This window comes from Egibacteraceae bacterium, from assembly GCA_040905805.1.
In the GTDB taxonomy this organism is placed as follows: domain Bacteria; phylum Actinomycetota; class Nitriliruptoria; order Euzebyales; family Egibacteraceae; genus DATLGH01.
The window spans coordinates 1-16,868 of sequence record JBBDQS010000138.1 but is presented as its reverse complement, the minus strand read 5'-3'; the positions used below and the strand labels follow the sequence as shown (position 1 = coordinate 16,868).

The 16,868-nt window shown below is 68.3% G+C and carries 12 protein-coding genes; 10 read left to right on the top strand and 2 right to left on the bottom strand.

All coding sequences use genetic code 11. The features are described 5' to 3' along the window. The 9 genes from WD250_15155 to WD250_15115 all read left to right on the top strand — a co-directional run. The coding region (locus WD250_15155; protein ID MEX2621553.1) for a hypothetical protein at positions 1 to 1,566 on the top strand (1,566 nt) is incomplete at its 5' end. Continuing rightward, complete coding sequence (locus WD250_15150; protein ID MEX2621552.1) at positions 1,566 to 3,518, top strand: hypothetical protein; 1,953 nt, start codon at positions 1,566 to 1,568, stop codon at positions 3,516 to 3,518. The genes WD250_15155 and WD250_15150, both read left to right, overlap by 1 nt. After that, positions 3,515 to 3,976 carry a hypothetical protein gene (locus tag WD250_15145; protein ID MEX2621551.1) on the top strand — a complete coding sequence of 154 codons (462 nt, stop codon included), beginning with the start codon at positions 3,515 to 3,517 and terminating at the stop codon, positions 3,974 to 3,976. The genes WD250_15150 and WD250_15145 overlap by 4 nt, the downstream gene beginning before the upstream one ends. Positions 3,977 to 3,985: 9 nt before the next feature. Continuing rightward, on the top strand, positions 3,986 to 4,612 hold the full coding sequence (locus WD250_15140; protein MEX2621550.1) for a hypothetical protein: 627 nt from the start codon (positions 3,986 to 3,988) through the stop codon (positions 4,610 to 4,612). Positions 4,613 to 4,625: 13 nt separating this feature from the next. Further along, positions 4,626 to 5,171 (top strand): hypothetical protein, encoded by a 546-nt coding sequence (locus WD250_15135; protein MEX2621549.1) that lies wholly within the window; start codon positions 4,626 to 4,628, stop codon positions 5,169 to 5,171. Positions 5,172 to 6,425: 1,254 nt separating this feature from the next. After that, positions 6,426 to 7,882 (top strand): IS3 family transposase gene (locus WD250_15130; protein MEX2621548.1). Its coding sequence is split into 2 segments (ribosomal slippage): positions 6,426 to 6,798 and positions 6,798 to 7,882, totalling 1,458 coding nucleotides; the frame shifts between segments, so codons are not numbered across the junction. Positions 7,883 to 7,921: 39 nt separating this feature from the next. Next, entirely contained in the window at positions 7,922 to 8,371 is a 450-nt protein-coding gene (locus WD250_15125; protein ID MEX2621547.1) for an NUDIX domain-containing protein, read from the top strand. A gap of 597 nt (positions 8,372 to 8,968) precedes the next feature. Continuing rightward, a complete protein-coding gene (locus WD250_15120) occupies positions 8,969 to 10,333 on the top strand; it encodes a sialidase family protein (GenBank protein ID MEX2621546.1) in 1,365 nt (454 codons plus the stop codon). Positions 10,334 to 10,387: 54 nt separating this feature from the next. Next, positions 10,388 to 11,089, top strand: a complete 702-nt coding sequence (locus WD250_15115) for an HAD family hydrolase (protein ID MEX2621545.1) — start codon at positions 10,388 to 10,390, stop codon at positions 11,087 to 11,089. 296 nt (positions 11,090 to 11,385) lie between these two features. Here WD250_15115 and WD250_15110 read toward each other — a convergent pair whose 3' ends face one another. After that, positions 11,386 to 12,342 (bottom strand): hypothetical protein, encoded by a 957-nt coding sequence (locus tag WD250_15110; protein ID MEX2621544.1) that lies wholly within the window; start codon positions 12,340 to 12,342, stop codon positions 11,386 to 11,388. A 405-nt stretch (positions 12,343 to 12,747) separates the two neighbouring features. On the opposite strand from WD250_15110, the gene WD250_15105 reads away from it, so the two are divergent. Next, positions 12,748 to 13,467, top strand: coding sequence for a DUF6602 domain-containing protein (locus tag WD250_15105; GenBank protein ID MEX2621543.1), 720 nt, complete (start codon positions 12,748 to 12,750; stop codon positions 13,465 to 13,467). A 728-nt stretch (positions 13,468 to 14,195) separates the two neighbouring features. On the opposite strand, the gene WD250_15100 is transcribed toward WD250_15105, so the two are convergent. Then, complete coding sequence (locus WD250_15100) at positions 14,196 to 15,563, bottom strand: tetratricopeptide repeat protein (protein ID MEX2621542.1); 1,368 nt, start codon at positions 15,561 to 15,563, stop codon at positions 14,196 to 14,198. Between the last annotated feature and the right edge of the window lie 1,305 nt (positions 15,564 to 16,868).

Here is a 16,868-nt window from a genome sequence, read left to right as displayed (position 1 = left end):
CCCCCCCCCAACGGCTCGCTCGACGAGCCGCAGACCCGCTGGCTGGATCGTGACGCGCAGCTGGCGCTCTTGCGTGCCGCGACGCCAGAGTCGGTCCGCGCGCACCTGCACGGCGTCGCTACCGACCGTGCCGCGCAGGTCGCCGGGCTTCATGAGGCGCTCGCCGCGGCCGAGTCGGCCGGGGGTGCCACACCCGCTGGGCCGGCCGCTGTCGTCGGGTGGGCCAGCGCCTGGGGCCAGGTGCACGACGCTCGTACCGCCGTAGCCGGGTGGGCCGGCGAGGCCGCCGACCGGCCAGCCCTTGCCGCCCTCAAGGCCACCGGCGCGTGGGCCATGGAACACGACGCCAAGGCCCGGACGACCGGATGGCGGGCATGGGCCAAGACCCAGTCGCTCGCGACGCTGCGCGACGCCGCCGGTGACCTCGGCCTCACCAACGCTAAGAAGGCGTCCCGCGCCCAGGTGCAGAACTACATCGCCGCCAGCTGGGACCCCGCGCTCAAGGCGGACACAATCCAGCAGCAGGTCGACGCGAAGGCCGCCAAGAAGCCTGCACCCTCGATCGTGCCGGCGGCGCCGGCCGCCACATCCACATCCGGCGGTCCGGCCCCGGCCAAGCCCAGCGGAGCGGTCGGCGGAGGCTGGCGCTCCAAGCACGCCGCCGCCGTCGCCGCGCTCAAGGGCCACCAGGCCCTCGCCGCCGACGTACCCAGCCCGCAGCCCGTCGCCGAGATCGCCGCGCTGAACCTATCCAAGGGCGCGCCCGCGAACGTCGGCGGCATGCACACCAAGACGCTGCACACCGACCAGGACGGCCGCAGCTGGCTGCACAAGCCCGACAAGACCGGGGGCGCCCGCGCCCACGCTGAATCCGCCGCAGCGCGGCTGCACCACCTCGCCGGCATCCGCACCCCGCCGGTGTACGTCCGCGACGTCCACGGCAAGACCGGCAGCATCCAACCATGGGTCGCTGGCGGCGAGCATCTGCCATCCGATCCGGGACAATGGAGCCAGGCGGAAGTCGACGGGGTGGTGCGATTCCACGTCGCTGCGTGGATGTGCTCCAACCACGACGGCAACCCCACCAACATCCTGCGCACCCCCTCCGGGGGGCTCACGCCCATCGACCACGGCCAGGCCTGGCGCTACTTCGGCGAGGACCGCCTGTCGCTGGACTACGACCCCAACGGCGTGTACGGCAACGCGCCGCCCGCCTACCTGAGCGCCTGCAAGGCCGCCAAGGCCAGCACGCTCGGCAAGGGGGTGCGGGTCCGGCCCGAGGCTGCCCTGCCCACCATCAAGGCCTTCGAGCAGATCCCCGACGCCCAGCTGCGCGCCGAGCTGCAGCCCGTCGCCGCCGCAGGCGTGGCCGCCGGCCTGCCGTGGGTGAAGCGGATGCGCAAGGCCGCCGGCAAACGCCTGGGCACCACCGCCGTCACCGACGCCGACGTCGCCGACGAGTTCTGCCGCCAGGCCGTCGCCCGCAAGCAGCGGCTGCGCGCGGACTTCGCCGCGTTCTACAGCGGCCTCGGGCTGGACGCCGCCGGCCTGACGAAGGTGGCGTGATGGGCAGCGACAGCGCCAAGACCCACGAGGCGTTCACCGTGACCCCCGCCGCCGCAACGCTCGGGCTGGCCGCGCCCGAGCTTGCGGGCTCGGCCACGGCCCAGGCCCAGGCGGACGCCGCCATCACCGAGGCCTTCGCCAGCCCGCTGCTGGCCGTCCCCGACACCGCCGCCGAAGGCGACCCCGCGGGCGCGCCGCTGCTCGTCGGCGGCGCCGACCTCGAGGACTCGTCGGCGACGCTGCTCACCTACACCGGGAGCGGCGGGCCACGCGACGTGCTGTTCGCCACCGTCACCCCCGAGGCCGAGCAGAAGCTCCTCGAGGCCCTCGCGCTCAACGACGAGCACAAGGTCGCGGTCACCGTCGACAAGCAGGTCAACGGACGCCTGCCCATCGACGAGCAGCACCAGCTGTTCGAGCAGGTCCAGACGATCGTCAAGAGCGTCAACCACCATCTCAAGGCCGGTGACGGGATCCCCGAGCACACCCACGCCAACCACACCACGCTCGTCGCGGCGCTCGACGAGCTCGACGCCGACCCGCAGCGCACCGCCGCCGAGCACGCCATGATCGGCCACTACCGGGCCGCTGCCGACCAGCTCGCTGAGCGGCTCGCCCCCGGCTACGCCGTCGCCTACGACAACGGCGGCAAGGTCCCCTCGCTGACCGCACACGAGGTCGCCTCCACCATCCAGGTCACCGAGCTCGTGCCCGCCCCTGCCGGCGATCTACCCGACGGGCTGGCAGCCGCCCACGCCCGCCAGGCCACCCGCATCAAGCCGACCCTGCAGGGCGGTCACGCCATTTGGGACGGCAAGCAGCGGTCCACGGGCGCCGGCCACGAGTACGTGATCGACCTCGGCGACGGCTACACCGCCGTGTACCGGCCGCACGCCGCCGCGGAGGGCAAGAAGAACCCCGCGTTCAGCCAGCGCGGCGGCCTGGAGATCATCGCCCCGCCCGGCGGCGGACACGGAGCCGAGCTCGTCACCCGCCTCGGCCAGCTCAACCTCGTCAATCGTCCGATGTCCCAGGCGGAAGGGGAGTGGGCCTACCTCTCCCGCAACATCACCGCGCAGCGCCTCGACACCCGACCCGAGGTGCAGGCCGCGCTTGAGGGCTGCAAAGGGCTGGAAGACGCCACCTACCAGGAGCTGTGGACCGCCCGCGCCGACGAGGCCATCGGCATGAACGAGCACCAGCTCGCCGACTTCGGCCGGCACCTGCTGCTCGAAGCAGAAGCCCGCGCCCTCACCCACAAGGTCGCGGTCCTCCGCGACGCCGTCGCCCACGCCACCGGCCACCCCGACGGCGCGGCGCTGGCCGCCAGCCCCGGCTACGACCCCACCCCAACCCGCGCCGGCGGGTGGCTGCAGTGGAACCGCTTCGACGTCGCGGCCAACCCTGCCGGCGTGGACGGCGCGTTCGGGTCCCGCGGGTTGTCCCACCACGTCCGTGGCGGCGACCTGCTCGGGCTGCTGACCAACGGTGGGGTGCTCGCGTGCACCGAACGGCGGCGCCTCATGGGCATCAAGACCAACGTGGGCGCCTCCGAGGCCGCCGACATGGACACCGGCGGAGCGCAGTCGGTGTTCCTGCGCGCCGCCAAGCGCTCGTCATCGGGGCCGGTGCTGTGCTGGGACGACCCGTCCAGGCTGCTCATGCGGGCCGACTGGTACGCCTACGACGGTGACCACTACGGCGCCATCAACCCCAAGTCCCATCAGTACAGCGCGACCAAGCTGACCCGCGACCCCCACGCCGTGGCGAAGTTCCACAGTGCCAGCAACGAGGTCATGTTCCGCAACGGCATCGACCTGCTCGGCGAGCAGGCTCCCAGCCGCATCCTGTGCGGCAGCAAGTCCATGCGCACCAAGGTGCTCGATGCCCTGACCTCTCGCGGCATCAGCCACCTTGCCGGCCGACCCATCCAAGAGGTCGTCAAACCATGACGCCGACAACCGTGTGGACCAAGACGCTCGACCGCCACCTCGCCGACCTGCTCACCGGTGGAGAAGCCGGCCTCGAGAGCGGCGCTGAGCTCGAGGTCCGCCATCCCGCGGGCGAGGTCGCGTTCCGCGCGCCGCTGGCCCGCCACCACCGTGTCGAGGGCACCAGCCTCGTCTGGGTCCGCCCGATCGACGACGGCTACGTCCCCGACCGCTCCGAGGCCGGACAGCCGCCCTATGCCTTCGATGTCGACGTCACGCGCCGAAGGGCACTGGAGTTCACGACCGCCCGCATCGACGGCGCCACGATCCGCTTCGTGCTTACCACCGGCCAGCATGCCGTCGTGCGGCCCGCTGGTCCCGACACGCTCGCCGAGCTCCAGCGCTGGGACACCTACTACTACACCGTGCTGGACGCCGAGACCCAACGCGAGCTCGACGCCTTGGACCACGATCCGTAGGAGCCGACCGTGCAGATCAACATCGACCCCTCCCTCCGCTTGTCCAGAGTGCTGCTGACGACGCTCATCGAGCACGGCCTCGCTGGCGTCGACACCGATGACGTCGAGATGCACGTGGGCGCGGCCCCCACCACCCTCCGCCGGTGGGTCCGCACGTGCCGCAACCCGGCCATCTGCTCGCGGCCCGCCGAGGTCAGCGTCGGGCGCACCCACGGGCACTCGGCCACGTCACCGCGCCCGCTCGCCAGGCTCCCTTCGTCCCTGCACGGACCCGCCAAGGAGACGACACTCCAGCCCCGCTACGCCTACTCCGGCCGGGTCCGCGACCGTCGCCGACACGGTGTGACGTCGGGGGTCCGGTTCCTGGTCCGTCTCTGCATCCCCGCCGATCCCACCGCGGCTAGCGATCCCTACCCGCGGCTCTCTCGCGACCCTCGACGCCGCGACACCCCCGAGCTGCTGATCGAGGACTGGAGAGAGGAGATCGTGCGGCTCGCCGCGCATGAGGCCCGCCACGTCCACCAACACCGCCACGACCTGCCGCGCAGCGAGGCCGACGCCGAGCGCTGGGCAGCCGCCCGGCTCGAGGGCTACCGGTGTGCACGCGATAACGGTCCCGTGCGTCTGCCAAGCTGACCGGCCCACGATCATGGGCTCCGACTCGGCCAAGACCCACGAGGCCTTCACCGTTGCGCCAGCTGAACCCGCGCGACTCAGCGACGCCGTCGACGTCCGTGACGACCGGCCGGCCGGCTCCACGCCGCTCCACCTGGACGCCAATGCGCTCGACACCGCCCTCGCCGCTGTCGGCGTCACCGTCGGACCCCACACCCTCGTCAAGGTGCGCCTGCGCCCACAGCAGTTCCCCGGCCAGCAGGGCTCCGCCCAACGCATCGGCCCCGACGCCTACCGGGTGGTCATCCATGTCGTCGACAAGCCGACGTTCAAGGACCGACACCTCTACGTCGTGAACAACTCGCTGCTCCACGAGCTCCGCCACGTCGCTCAGATGCAGCATGACCCCGACCACGAACTTCACTACGCCAACGAGAACCTCACCGTCGGCTACGCGGAGAACAAGTACGAGGTCGAAGCGCGCTACTACGGCCGGCTCGCCGACCACATCGGCGAGAAGAACACCGGCCCCGCAGGACCCGCCTTGGGCAAGTCGGCATGGGCGGTCCGAACTCCCTGACCCTTGGCGGCGTGTGTGGCTTCGGCACGATCAGCGCAGCCCTCCTTGCCGCTCTCAGAGGTCGAGTTCAGCGGTGTCGGACGGGCGGGCCAGGAGAAGGTCGTGGGAGGTGTATCGCGCGACTGGGTCCAGGCGCGAGTCCGACTTGCCAGCTCCATGTGGGTTCCTCGGCGGGTCCGAAACTCGACGGTCGGAACATCTTCCTCGGTCGCTTCCGACAACAGTCGCTGCAGTGGCGCGAACGCGCCGTCCCCGTCACGATGGTCGAGTGGAAGAGATGCTCGCACCTGAACCTGGAGGGCTCCGGTCGAGGCGATGGCTGTGCCCTACCGCACTCGGAGTTGCGCTCTTGCTGGTTGCGGTGCTCCTGCCAGCGCTTGCCGCGCAACTGTACCGAGGGGTCCAGTGCGCCTGGGAGGCACGGGAGGGCTGGATCATCGAGTTCCCCACATCTTCTGTCGCCGAGGACGAGTTCCGCCGTTCGGTCCGAAGCCAGACAGCCTGTGTCGATCTGACGGTCCGCCGGGTGAACACCGGTGGCGTACCCGAAGGCTTTGTCGTACGGCCCGTGGGAGCCAGGACGTGGGTAGGACTCGGGGACAGCATCGAGGTTCTCGTCGAGGCGCAATCCGGTGAAGGTGTCATCGAATGCGGGCAAGCAATCCGTGCTGCAGGGCCAGGGCAGGCCACCGCGCTGTTGACCTGTCCAGGGGAACCCACACCCCCGCCTCCCCCGTAGCAGTCGCAGCAAGCAACCACGCGCTTGAAACCGCGCCCATCGGGTGTCACGTGGAGCACGCCGACGGGGGGACAGAGCAGCCGCTCTCGCCTGTCGCCGTTGCGACGGGGGCCCTTTCAAGCCGACTGCTGGCCGAAGTTCATGGCGCCGCCCCCCGCAGACCGGCGGATCGCCAAGCGCCCCGGCGACCCACCCGGTGTCAAGGGCCATCTCAACCTGCCCATAGGCAGTCACGCTACTTCCGGGCCCGAGCCGCACCGCAGTGGTACGGCGGCTCCCAAAGGGTTGCGACGCCCACATAGAACCGCCAGAGTCCAGCGGCTCTTCGAAGGTTCACTGAAGGTTAACTGGTGACCAGCACGCGTTCGGTCATGGGCGGGTCGCGGAAGTGTGATGGGCCGTAGCGGGCTGCGATAGTCCCCCTCATGGCCCTCTCTGTCAACATGGAGTGAGACAGGACTACGGTACTGTAATTACACATGAGGGCGAGAGGAGACCCGACCATGACCGCAGTGATGACAGATGCGAGGACCGGCGCCCATGAGGGGCCGATGCCAGCCGAGCCCGACGCTGAGGTGCCCGCGAAGGCCAAGCGCCGCCGGTTCACCGCGAAGTACAAGCTGGCGATCCTGGAGGAGTACGACCGGGCGAGCGAGCCGGGCGCCAGGGGCGCGCTGCTGCGCCGTGAGGGCTTGTACTCCTCCAACATCATCGACTGGCGCCGGGCACGTGACAGCGGCGCGCTGGAGGCGTTGGACCGCAAGCGGGGCCGCAAGCCCCAGGCGGCGGCGTCGAGGGGGTCAAAGGCCGAGTTGGCGGCGTTGCGGCGCCGCGCCGAACGGGCCGAGGCCGAACTGGGACGCGCCAGGCTGGTGATCGAGGTGCAGGGAAAAGTCTCGGCGCTCTTGGAGACGATCTCCGAGAGCGCGGACGAGCAGACCGAGTAGACGTCGTGGTCGACGAGGCGGTCGCCGAGCTCGCACCAACGGTGGGCACCGCGGCGGCCTGCCGGGTGCTGGGCCGGTCTCGGGCGAAGCACTACCGACGTCACCGGGTCTCACCCGAGCCGGTCGTGCCCGGCCCGCCGACCCCGCCTCGGCCTCAGCCGCGTGCCCTGTCACCGGCCGAGCGTCAGCGGGTGCGCGATGTCCTGCACGAGCCCCGGTTCGTCGACAAGGCGCCCGCGCAGGTCTACGCCGAGCTGCTCGACGAAGGCACCTACCTGGCCTCGCAGTCCACGATGTACCGGATCCTGGCCGCCGACGAGGAGGTGCGCGAGCGCCGTCGCCAGGCCACCCATCCCGCCCACGTCAAACCCGAGCTGGTCGCTACCGGACCCAACGAATGCTGGTCATGGGACATCACCAAGCTGCTCGGCCCGGCGAAGTGGACCTCCTACTACCTGTACGTGATCATCGACATCTACAGCCGCTACGTGCCCGGCTGGCTGCTCGCCCCCAACGAGTCCAGCGAGCTGGCCAAGCAGCTGATCGACGACACGATCGCCAAGCAGGGCATCAGCCGCGACCGGCTGACCCTGCACGCCGACCGTGGCCCGTCCATGGCCTCCAAGCCCGTCGCGCACCTGCTCGCCGACCTCGGGGTCACCAAGAGCCACAGCCGGCCCCACACCTCCAACGACAACCCGTTCTCCGAAGCGCAGTTCAAGACGCTGAAATACCGGCCCGACTTCCCCGACCGGTTCGGCTCGATCGCCGACGCCCGCGCCTTCTGCCGTCCGTTCTTCGTCTACTACAACACCGTCCACCGCCACTCCGGCATCGGCCTGATGACCCCCTCCGACGTCCACTACGGCCGCACCGGGCAGGTCCGCGCCGCCCGCGGCGTCGTGCTCGACGGCGCCTACGCCGCCAACCCCGAACGGTTCGTCCGCAAGCCCCCCCAACCACCAGCCCTCCCCGACACCGTCTGGATCAACAGGCCCGACGACAGCGACCTCCAGACTGCCTAATTTTCTCAGAAATCTGCCTCATTCAGGTTGACAGGTTCCGTGGAGCCGACGAAACGCATCTGTGCCAAGGTGCTGATGATCGATCCTGACGACCGGATTCTCTTGTTCCGAGGCATCGACCGGACTGTGCCGTACGACCCTCCTGTATGGTTCCTTGTCGGCGGTGCCATCCATGAGGGGGAGACGCTTGAGGCGGCGGCGATCCGGGAGACGTTCGAAGAAACCGGTGGACGGATCCGCCATCTAGGACCGCTGCTGTTCACTCGTCGATTCCAGTGGGTCTTCGAGGGGGAAACCTACGATCAAGAGGAAACGATCTTCCTCGTCCGCATATCGAAGGCTGTCGTGGTCAGCGGCGAAGCATGGACTGATACGGAACGGGCAACGGTGACTGGCCACCGGTGGTGGACGGTCGATGAACTGCGACGTACTAACGCGCTCGTGTATCCGGAGGACCTGGCGGATGTCCTCGATCGATTCCGGCGATGAGTCGAGTCGCCCTCGACAGACGTGGAATGGAGCAGTGACTGCGTCCCAGCCGGGCGGATACCACAAGGTTGGACGTTGACCTGCAGGCGGTGTCGAGCGCACGTCTCCGGCCACGGAGCGTGACGACGTCGTCAACGACTGGACTCCGGCTTAACCCCGCCTGGGCCGAGTCGAGCCACCTTCGGCTCCTTGCTGTCGAGGGCGCAGAACCTGCCCCTACACATGTAGATGTAGAAATGGCTATAGTTATACGGCACTTACTGGGACAAAAATGGGTTGTTACCCTTATGACCGCTGGGCTGAGGATCGTCGCTGCGGTAGCCAGTGATGCTGTGGTGCGGACATCGACTTTCACGGCACCGCTTCCTACAGATGTCCATCTCATGTAAGGGGATGACTATGATGTCGCACAGGGCAGGAGCATATTCCATAGTTGGTGCATTGACACTGCTTGTGATGGGGCAAGCATCCGGGCCCGCGGCGGCACAACAAGAGGAACCGTTTCCGACCGGTGCGGTACAGGTCACCCATGACCCCGATCCCACCAGAGCCCACAGCTCGCCCCAGATCGGGCAGCACCCTGATACGGGGGAGTTGGTGATCGTCGAAGGCGAGGTCCGCCACAGCCAGACGTGCAACGTCCACATCTCGACCGACGACGGCCGGAGTTGGCAGGAAGGCGGCGAGCTCATGCCGGAGGAGTTCACCGATTGCACGCTCACTGCCGAGTACGGGCCATACGCCACTTTGCAGTTCGCCGAGGACGGTACTTTGTATGTGGCCTTCGTGGCCAGTGAGCTTCCGTCGGAACCCCAAGAGCGCACAGAATCACACCGACACGTGTTCCTAGCTCGGTCAACCAATGCTGGGAGAACGTTTGACCATACCGTGGTTTTCCGCGCCGACACCGACGATCCAAATCTCGATACGAACAAAGGTCCTATGCTTGCTGTCGATCCCTCCGACTCCTCCCGTGTCTATGTGGGATGGCGGCAAGGTCTTCATCAGGACGATTCGGGGAAGGTGCGCAGCAACGTAGCGGCCTCCGACGATGGCGGCGAGACGTTCGCCGAGCCGGTTGACATCAGCGGGGTAGAAGGGGGCGACTACCCTGGCCTGGCGGTCGGCTCAGACGGGACGTTGCATGCGGTGTACTGGACACGGACGTTCGGTGCGGGTGAGGACGAGCGTCCAGTCCGCCCAATTCAATACGCGCGGTCTGATGACTTTGGGGAGACGTTCACTGAGGCCGAGCCCATCGACGCAGGGAACCAGAGCGCGTCACGTCCGCCCATACTCGCTGCTGATCCGACAAGTGATGCGGTCTACATGATCTGGTACGGCAATCAAGAAGAGCGGAATGCCGAGCCAGACTTCGAGGACGCACGCCACGATATTTTGTTTCGTTCGAGCCGGGATGGAGGGGAGACGTGGTCGGACCGGTTGATAATCAACGATGACGATACGGACGCAAACCAGCACGACCCCGGTATCGCGATCGCCCCCAACGGCCGCATCGACGTCGTCTGGTACGACTTCCGCAACAGCCCCACACCGCCGGTGGACACCACTGGACAAGGCGGCGAGGATGGCCTTGCCCACCTGTACTACGCGTGGTCCGACGATCAGGGCGTAACGTTTTCACCAAGCCACCCCGTCAGCGACCGGGCCATCGACCGTTCAGTGGGTATTTGGTCTAACCGGGTCAGCAGTTCTTTCAATATCGGAATCACGTCCAACGACGACTCGGTCTACCTTGCCTGGCAGGACACCCGGAACTCCGGTCCAGAGTTCCAGTCGGAGGACATCTACACCAACAAGGTGCGCCTCAGCGGCCATGCCAACGAGACCCAGGCGAGCACCCTCCTGCCGCAGTTTCAGGGAGCAGGATTGGCGCTCTCCGTCGCAGGGTTGCTGCTGGTCATGGCCGGAGTAGGGGCGTCGAGACGGCGTGCAAGGTGATCGAGCCGCCAGTGGTCTAGTCGGTGTGATGAAACGGCTGGGGGACACGGCGAGATGTACGAGCAAGGGGTTTTGTTCGACTTCCACGACACACTCGTGCAGTTGCGCCCCTCCACAGCCGCGCGGCTGGCTGCTGAGCTCGAACTGACCGAGGCTGCCTGCTCGCAAGGGCTGCATGATCTGGAGGCCCGCGTCGGCGGCCTGCGCCGTCAGGGACGTTGGCCGCCAGAACGCGACGTGTGGACCGGGGTGTGCACCCTCCTGCTTGACTGCCTCGGCGTGAACGGCGATGGCGCCGCTTTAGCCGCGGTGATGTCCGCCCACTACCGCGCGCCCTCCTCCTACCAGGCCTACCCCGACGTCGCCGAACCCCTCGCACAAATTCACCGCCAAGGGGTCCGCCTCGGCGTGCTATCCAACACCGACATCGATCTATGGGCAGTCCTGGACCATCGCGGCTTGAGCTCCCTCATCGACATTGCGGTCCCACTGCTGGTCCACAGCCTCGAGAAACCCCAAGCCGCGGCCTTCCAACTCGGCTTGGACGAACTCGGCGTGCCGGCCGCCAGCGCCTGGCTCGTCGGGGACAGCCTGCACCAAGACGCAGCCGCCGCTCAGGTAGCCGGCATCAATGCCGTCCTGCTGGATCGCCGTGGCCTCCACACGTCCGCAGCCCTTCCGCCAGGCGTAACACGGACCCCCAGCCTCGACGTCTTGCCCTCGCTGCTGAAATACCACCAGTCGAGCCTGAAATAGGACCTCCAACCTAACCGCCGGCCTGCGGGATCGGCGGCTCCCCGAGGGCTCCGATGGCCACCCGAATGGCGGGAGTCACCGGGGCTACGGGAAGGTTCGTAGCCGGCACCGCGCAGCCGTCGACGGCAGCGGAGCGTCACAGGACCCAGGACCAACTTCGGGCTCAGTCCGGCATGGGTTGGACGAGATGCGCCCGTGCGAGATGACAAGGGTCCGATTCGAACTCATCCAGGTGTCAACGGGCGCCTCGAGCACTAGCGCCGGCCCGCTCACGGCGCCGGTGGAACGTGGCCTACTCAGGATTGCCAGCTGTACTTGCTGCCCGGCCAGCCTGACGTGGCGTCCGTGAGCGAGGCCTCGTGCAGCGGCCAGGCAGGCAGGCCCACTTGGGCGGCGGCCGACTGCAGCAGCCGCCCGGCCTCGTCCCAGAGCTCGCCGATCGCGGGCTGGACATGCCACGGTCCGATGTAGCCCGCCGGCGGATGGGTCGGCATCCGCTGCACCGGGAAGTCGCGTTCGATCTGCAGCACGACCCCGTAGCAGGCCCACGGCTCGTCGGGCAGCTGGGGCCACGTCGAGGGATCCAAGCGCCCGAGGGTGGCGGCGTCCCGAGCCGCATCGAGGTTGGTGCCGAAGCGGGTCCCCGGCACGGCGACCGTGCCGCCGCCCGCGGCGGTACCGACGAGCAGGGTAGTCCCGGTGTGTGCGGGGACGACCATGTGGCCGCCGTTGCGGCGGGCCGGTCCGATCATCATGAATCCCGGTCCTGTTCCGGGCAGGTCGAGGTGCCGAAGGAGTTCGTCGTGGACGCGGCGCAGTGGCTCGTGGAAGTCCGGGCCGAAGGGTGGGGCGTCGCCGGGCTCGCAGCCTTCGGGGGCCGGCAGGTCCATGTGCAGGCCGAACGCGATGGTGCCCACGCCGCCGGCCGCCCGTCCGAGCGCGGCGACCGCGCCGACGTCCAGGGCCGGCGGCTCCAGGACCGCCAGACGGCCCCCGGCGTCCACGGTCAGCTCCCAGCGGTGGCCGAAGGCCTCCGGTGAGCCGACGCCCGCCACAGGCCACGGACGCATGCGGCGCCACTTTTGCAGCTCCTCCAGACCCGTGGGCACGACGCCGTCGATCGCTGGCGGCTCATCGGGCGTGGGCTGGCCGGCGGCGTCGGGCCGCAGCTGGGACCGGGCGTCCGTGTAGCGCTCGCCGGTGTCGGTCATGCGGGCACGCACACGACGCTTGAAGTTCTTGTCCTTGGGCATCAGATCCTCTTCCCGGCCACGCGCGCCGCCCCCGGCCGGACACGCCATGACCTACGAGGTTTCCGATGCTGGTCCGGGGATGCCTGCGTCCCCCTGCACTCGACGCCCACCGCCGGGATGGGGGCTGCCGAGCTGGGCGTCGGACCGCGCCGGTGCCCATGTTCCACCTTGCTTCAACGCCCGTCAACCACCCGCACCGGAGCCCGCACCAGGCAAGCCCTCGCCCACCCTCATCCCAAGGCTTACGAGTACGGCGGATCCCAAAGGTTGCACCCTTCGAGCGAAGGTCTGGGGATCAGCTGCTATCAAAGGTACCGGTTGACTAGCCCCGTGGGGGGAGGGACAGGGGCCGTAACACGGTACGATTTCGACGTAACATTCTCGCAGGGGATCGGAGCAGCTGAGATGACAGATTCTGTTAGAGAGTCCTTTTGGGCGCTTGAGCGTTCGCTGCTGGCGAACGCCCAAGAGTCTGGACTCTTCTCCGGCTCAACGACCATCGGTAACGCCCGGGAGTTCTTTATCCGCGAAGCGGCACCGAGGATCGGGTTGCCAGGCAGGGTGACGGTGGCGGCCGGCGAAATCGTCTCGGGTGTTGGCACAACAACCGGCCAGGTCGACGCGATCTTCATCGACAGCAAGTTTGGCGTCAGGCGGATAGGCGACCAAATTCATGCCGGCCCAGAGGCCGTTATCGCTGCGGCTGAAGTGAAGAGCAGCCTCGCAGGGGATGAACTCAAGGTTGCGCTCAAGAAGGCTGCCGCGATCAAGAAGCAGGTGCGTCCGGGTGGTACGGGGATGATGCGTGGAGGGCAGGGCAACGAACGCGTGCCGGTGCCTCCTGTCGCGCCGTACGCATTCATAGTGGCAATCCGAGCGCCCGCGTGGGCCACGGTCTTCAAGAATATCTGCGAGAACGCCGACTGGTGGAACCACGACTTCATGGCGTACGGGCCTGACCTCATCTGGGTGCTCAACGAGGGCGTCGCGGTCAAGAACGACCGCATGTACATGACGACCACCCGCGATGAGGCTGTCATGTATGACCAGACCTGCCCGGGTTCACAAGCGGTCATGGAATACATCACCGGGCATATCCAGCGTTATGGAGACCTTACGTACTGACGAGGTTCCCAGGGCGTGCTCGTGGACGTACCTGACGCCGCCTCGCGGATGACGACCCGACATGGCAGGTTGCCCGAGTCGAGCGCATCCCGATCGGGCGTGAAGACACGCGCCGAAGACGCCGTTCGCCGGGTGAGACTGCCGTGGTCTTGCATGGCGTCGTGACTGGCGATACGCGGTGACTAGCATCGCGTCGGCTCGTTTGGCGCCTCACGATGGGGGAGCCGCGCATGCATCGGGCCGACACGAGCCTGGCGTTCCGATATCCCCCGGCTCCACGGTGGGTCGGCTGTCGGCGAAGCCTGGGGCGGTCAAAGGCCTGGCGCCCTGGCGACCATAGTCGTAGTTCGGCGGCTATACGAACGTTGCGGTCGCCGTTGAATCGGAGGACCGAAGGCGGATACCCGGTGCTGATGCCGGCCACCTTGCGCCCTTCGCCTACGGGCTCACACCCGGGGGGTCGGGCCCGTCAACCGGCCGACGTCGCCTGGCACTGCCCTTGAGCGTCCCGTGTTTTTCCGATCTTCCTGCCCGCGCCCGCTCTCGGCAGAGGCCACGCTGCTGGCGCGGTCAGCGGCGCGCCGACGTTGGGGGATGGGTGCTGGCCCGGTCCCTGCCCGCCGGATCGCTGGTCGGCCTGGACGCGTGCGCGCCGCCTCGGCGCCCGCACTTGCGCGCGATTGAGCCCACAGGCCCCGGTGAGCGGGTCATCGCCGGGAGGGCAGGGATCAGTCGTGGGATTCCTCGCCTGGGGACTGGTGCTGTTTCGACTCGGTCGTGCCCTCGACGCGACCCGCTGCGCGGTGGAGGGAACCGAGCGTGCTCCGGGCCTTGCGGGTGTCCGGGTGGTCCTCGCCCAGGGTGCGTTGACAGGTCCTGAGCTCTTCATCGGACAGGGCGATCGCCTCGTCCAACCGCTGCACTTCGGCGTAGAAGCCGGCGAGGTTGCGGCGGACGGTGCGGGCGGCAGGGTCGCCTGTGCCCAGGGCCCGTTCAGCGTCGGCGAGCACCTGCTCCAGCACGACGATCGCCTCCTGCTTCCTGCCGACGCGGTGAAACAGCGCGATCGCCAGATGGTTGCGGGCGTTGAGCGTGTCTTCGTGGTCGGCGCCCACGTGGCGTTCACGGTCAGCGATCCCCTGCCACCATTGCCCGAGCGCCTCCTCGATACGGCCGGCCTCCTGGTAAAACCTGGCCAGCGCCTCCCGCGCCCGAAGCGTCTCCCAATCGGCCGGGCCCAGCACGCGGTCGTTGTCTGCGACGAGTTTCTCCAACCCGGTGATGGACTGGTCGTGGCGGCCGGCCCGCCAGTACCAGCGAGCCAGGGCGTAGCGGGCCCTGAGGGTGTCGGGATGATCGCGGCCCAGCACACGATGTCGCACCTCGGCGACCTGCTCGATCAGCCGCAACGCCTCGGTAGGACGACCGGCGCGGTCATGCCACGTCGCCAGTGCGACGCGTGCCTGCACCGTGTCGGGATGATCGCTGCCGTGACGGTCGGAAAGGTCGGCCAGGGCGCGCTCATGCAACGCGACCACCTCGGCTAGCCGGCCACGGTCCGCGTAGTACCTGGCGAGCTGATCGCGAGCTTCCAGCGCCTCGCGGTGTCCCAGGCCAAGGACACGGTCACGACCCTCCACGACCTGTTCGATCAGCGCCATCGCCTCGTCGCCTCGGCCCACCTCCTCGTAGCACCCCGCGAGCTCGCGGCGGGCGCCCAGCGTGTCGGGGTGGTCACCGCCGTGCACCGCATCGAGGTCGACGACGGCCCCCTCGAGCTCGCGCAAGGCGTCCTCCACGCGGCCAACCACCCAGTACGCACCCGACAGGGAACGACGCGCCGCAATCGTGCCGGGATGCCGCCGGCCGCGGGCGCGTTCCAACTCCGCGACGGCTCGTTCGTGCCGCGGCACCGCCTCGTGTGCCTGACGTCGCCGCGACGGCGGCGCGGTTGATCGCACATGTGGCCTAGCCGGCCCCGCAGGGTCGATGGCAGCGGGCTCGCCACCCAGGCGCGCGCGAGCAGTCGTGTAGAGCTCACCCGTCATCGCCATGCGCTCGCGCACGAGCCGCTTGAAATCCTTATCCCTGGGCATCGAATCCTCTTCCCTGGTCACGCTACGAGCCGCCCCCGGCGACGGCTCGGCATGACCGAGGATCGATGTGGTGATCCGGGAGTACGCCCCCCTTCGCTCGTCACCCCACGCCGGGTCCAAGGCTGGCGAGCTGGGCGTCGGATCGCGCCCACCAACATGATCCCTGCGACACCACTCCCCGGTCAAGCATCGTGACGCGCCCCCGCCCAACGGATCCGAGGAGTGAACCCATGTCCCAGCAACAGTCGGCGTGCCCGCGAGCTCGGTCGGACTCGCTGGCCCAGATCGGCTCGCCAGCCGTTGGGGCGTCGTCTCCGCCGGCGCGTGGACGGCTTTCATGGGCTCCTTCATCGCACACCATGGACACATGCCAACGAGGGCCACGGAAGCCGCCTGAGCCCTCGATGCTGGCTACCGGCGGCTATACGAAGACGACGGTTGGAGAGGCGGACGGTGGGCTCTGCCGCTCGCAGAACCCCACCGGTGTGGCCGTGTCGGCTCGGGGTTCCGTGCTGTGACGACTTACCCTGCGACGGTGACGATGCTGTCGGCTTCGCATAGCAGCTGGGGGAACAGGCCGGTGGCGTGCAGCGTGAGCTCGCCGTTGCACAACGGGCACCCGCCCCGGCGGGCGCCAGTCGTCCTCACTTTGTGGCTGCCACAGCCAGAAGTAGCTGCGCACCGACCCGTTCAGCCGACCATTGAGCACAAGGCCCTCTCGGTTGGGGGGGCTATCCAGGTCCATCAGCTGTTGACGCGCCCACATTTCGTACTCGCCGGACGCCAGCTCCAGCGAGTCGATCGCGCGGTAGGTGGCCAGCCACGAGGCCAGGTCATCGGCCAAACGGGCATCAAGCTCCAGTCGCTCGGGCGGCACCTCGCCGTTCCATTCCAGACAAAAGATCGGGTTGTAGAACAAGGCTCCGCCCACCAGCTTGACCGGCGCGCCGTCCGGGCAGTCACACATCTCTTCGTCCGGCGTGGGGTCCGGCGGCCGCAACCGGTCATAAATTTCCCGAGTCGAATCCATAAGCCAACAGTCCGCCACCGTGGCATCCGATTCCGATTGGGTCACATCATGGTTACGGCCGCTTCCACTGGCCGGATCAGGCCCGGTTCGGCGGGCCTGCTTGGTAGGCGGGTGGCCTTTCTCTGGGCCGGATGGCCAGCCGGACCGAATGCGGCGCGGCATGATCTACGCTGTCGCCCGCAGACAACCGGCGTCACCACACGGTTCCGGGGTGGCCGCAACCGAGAGATATCCGACGGCTGGCGCGCCGCGTTCCAAACTTGCGAGATCCCCGG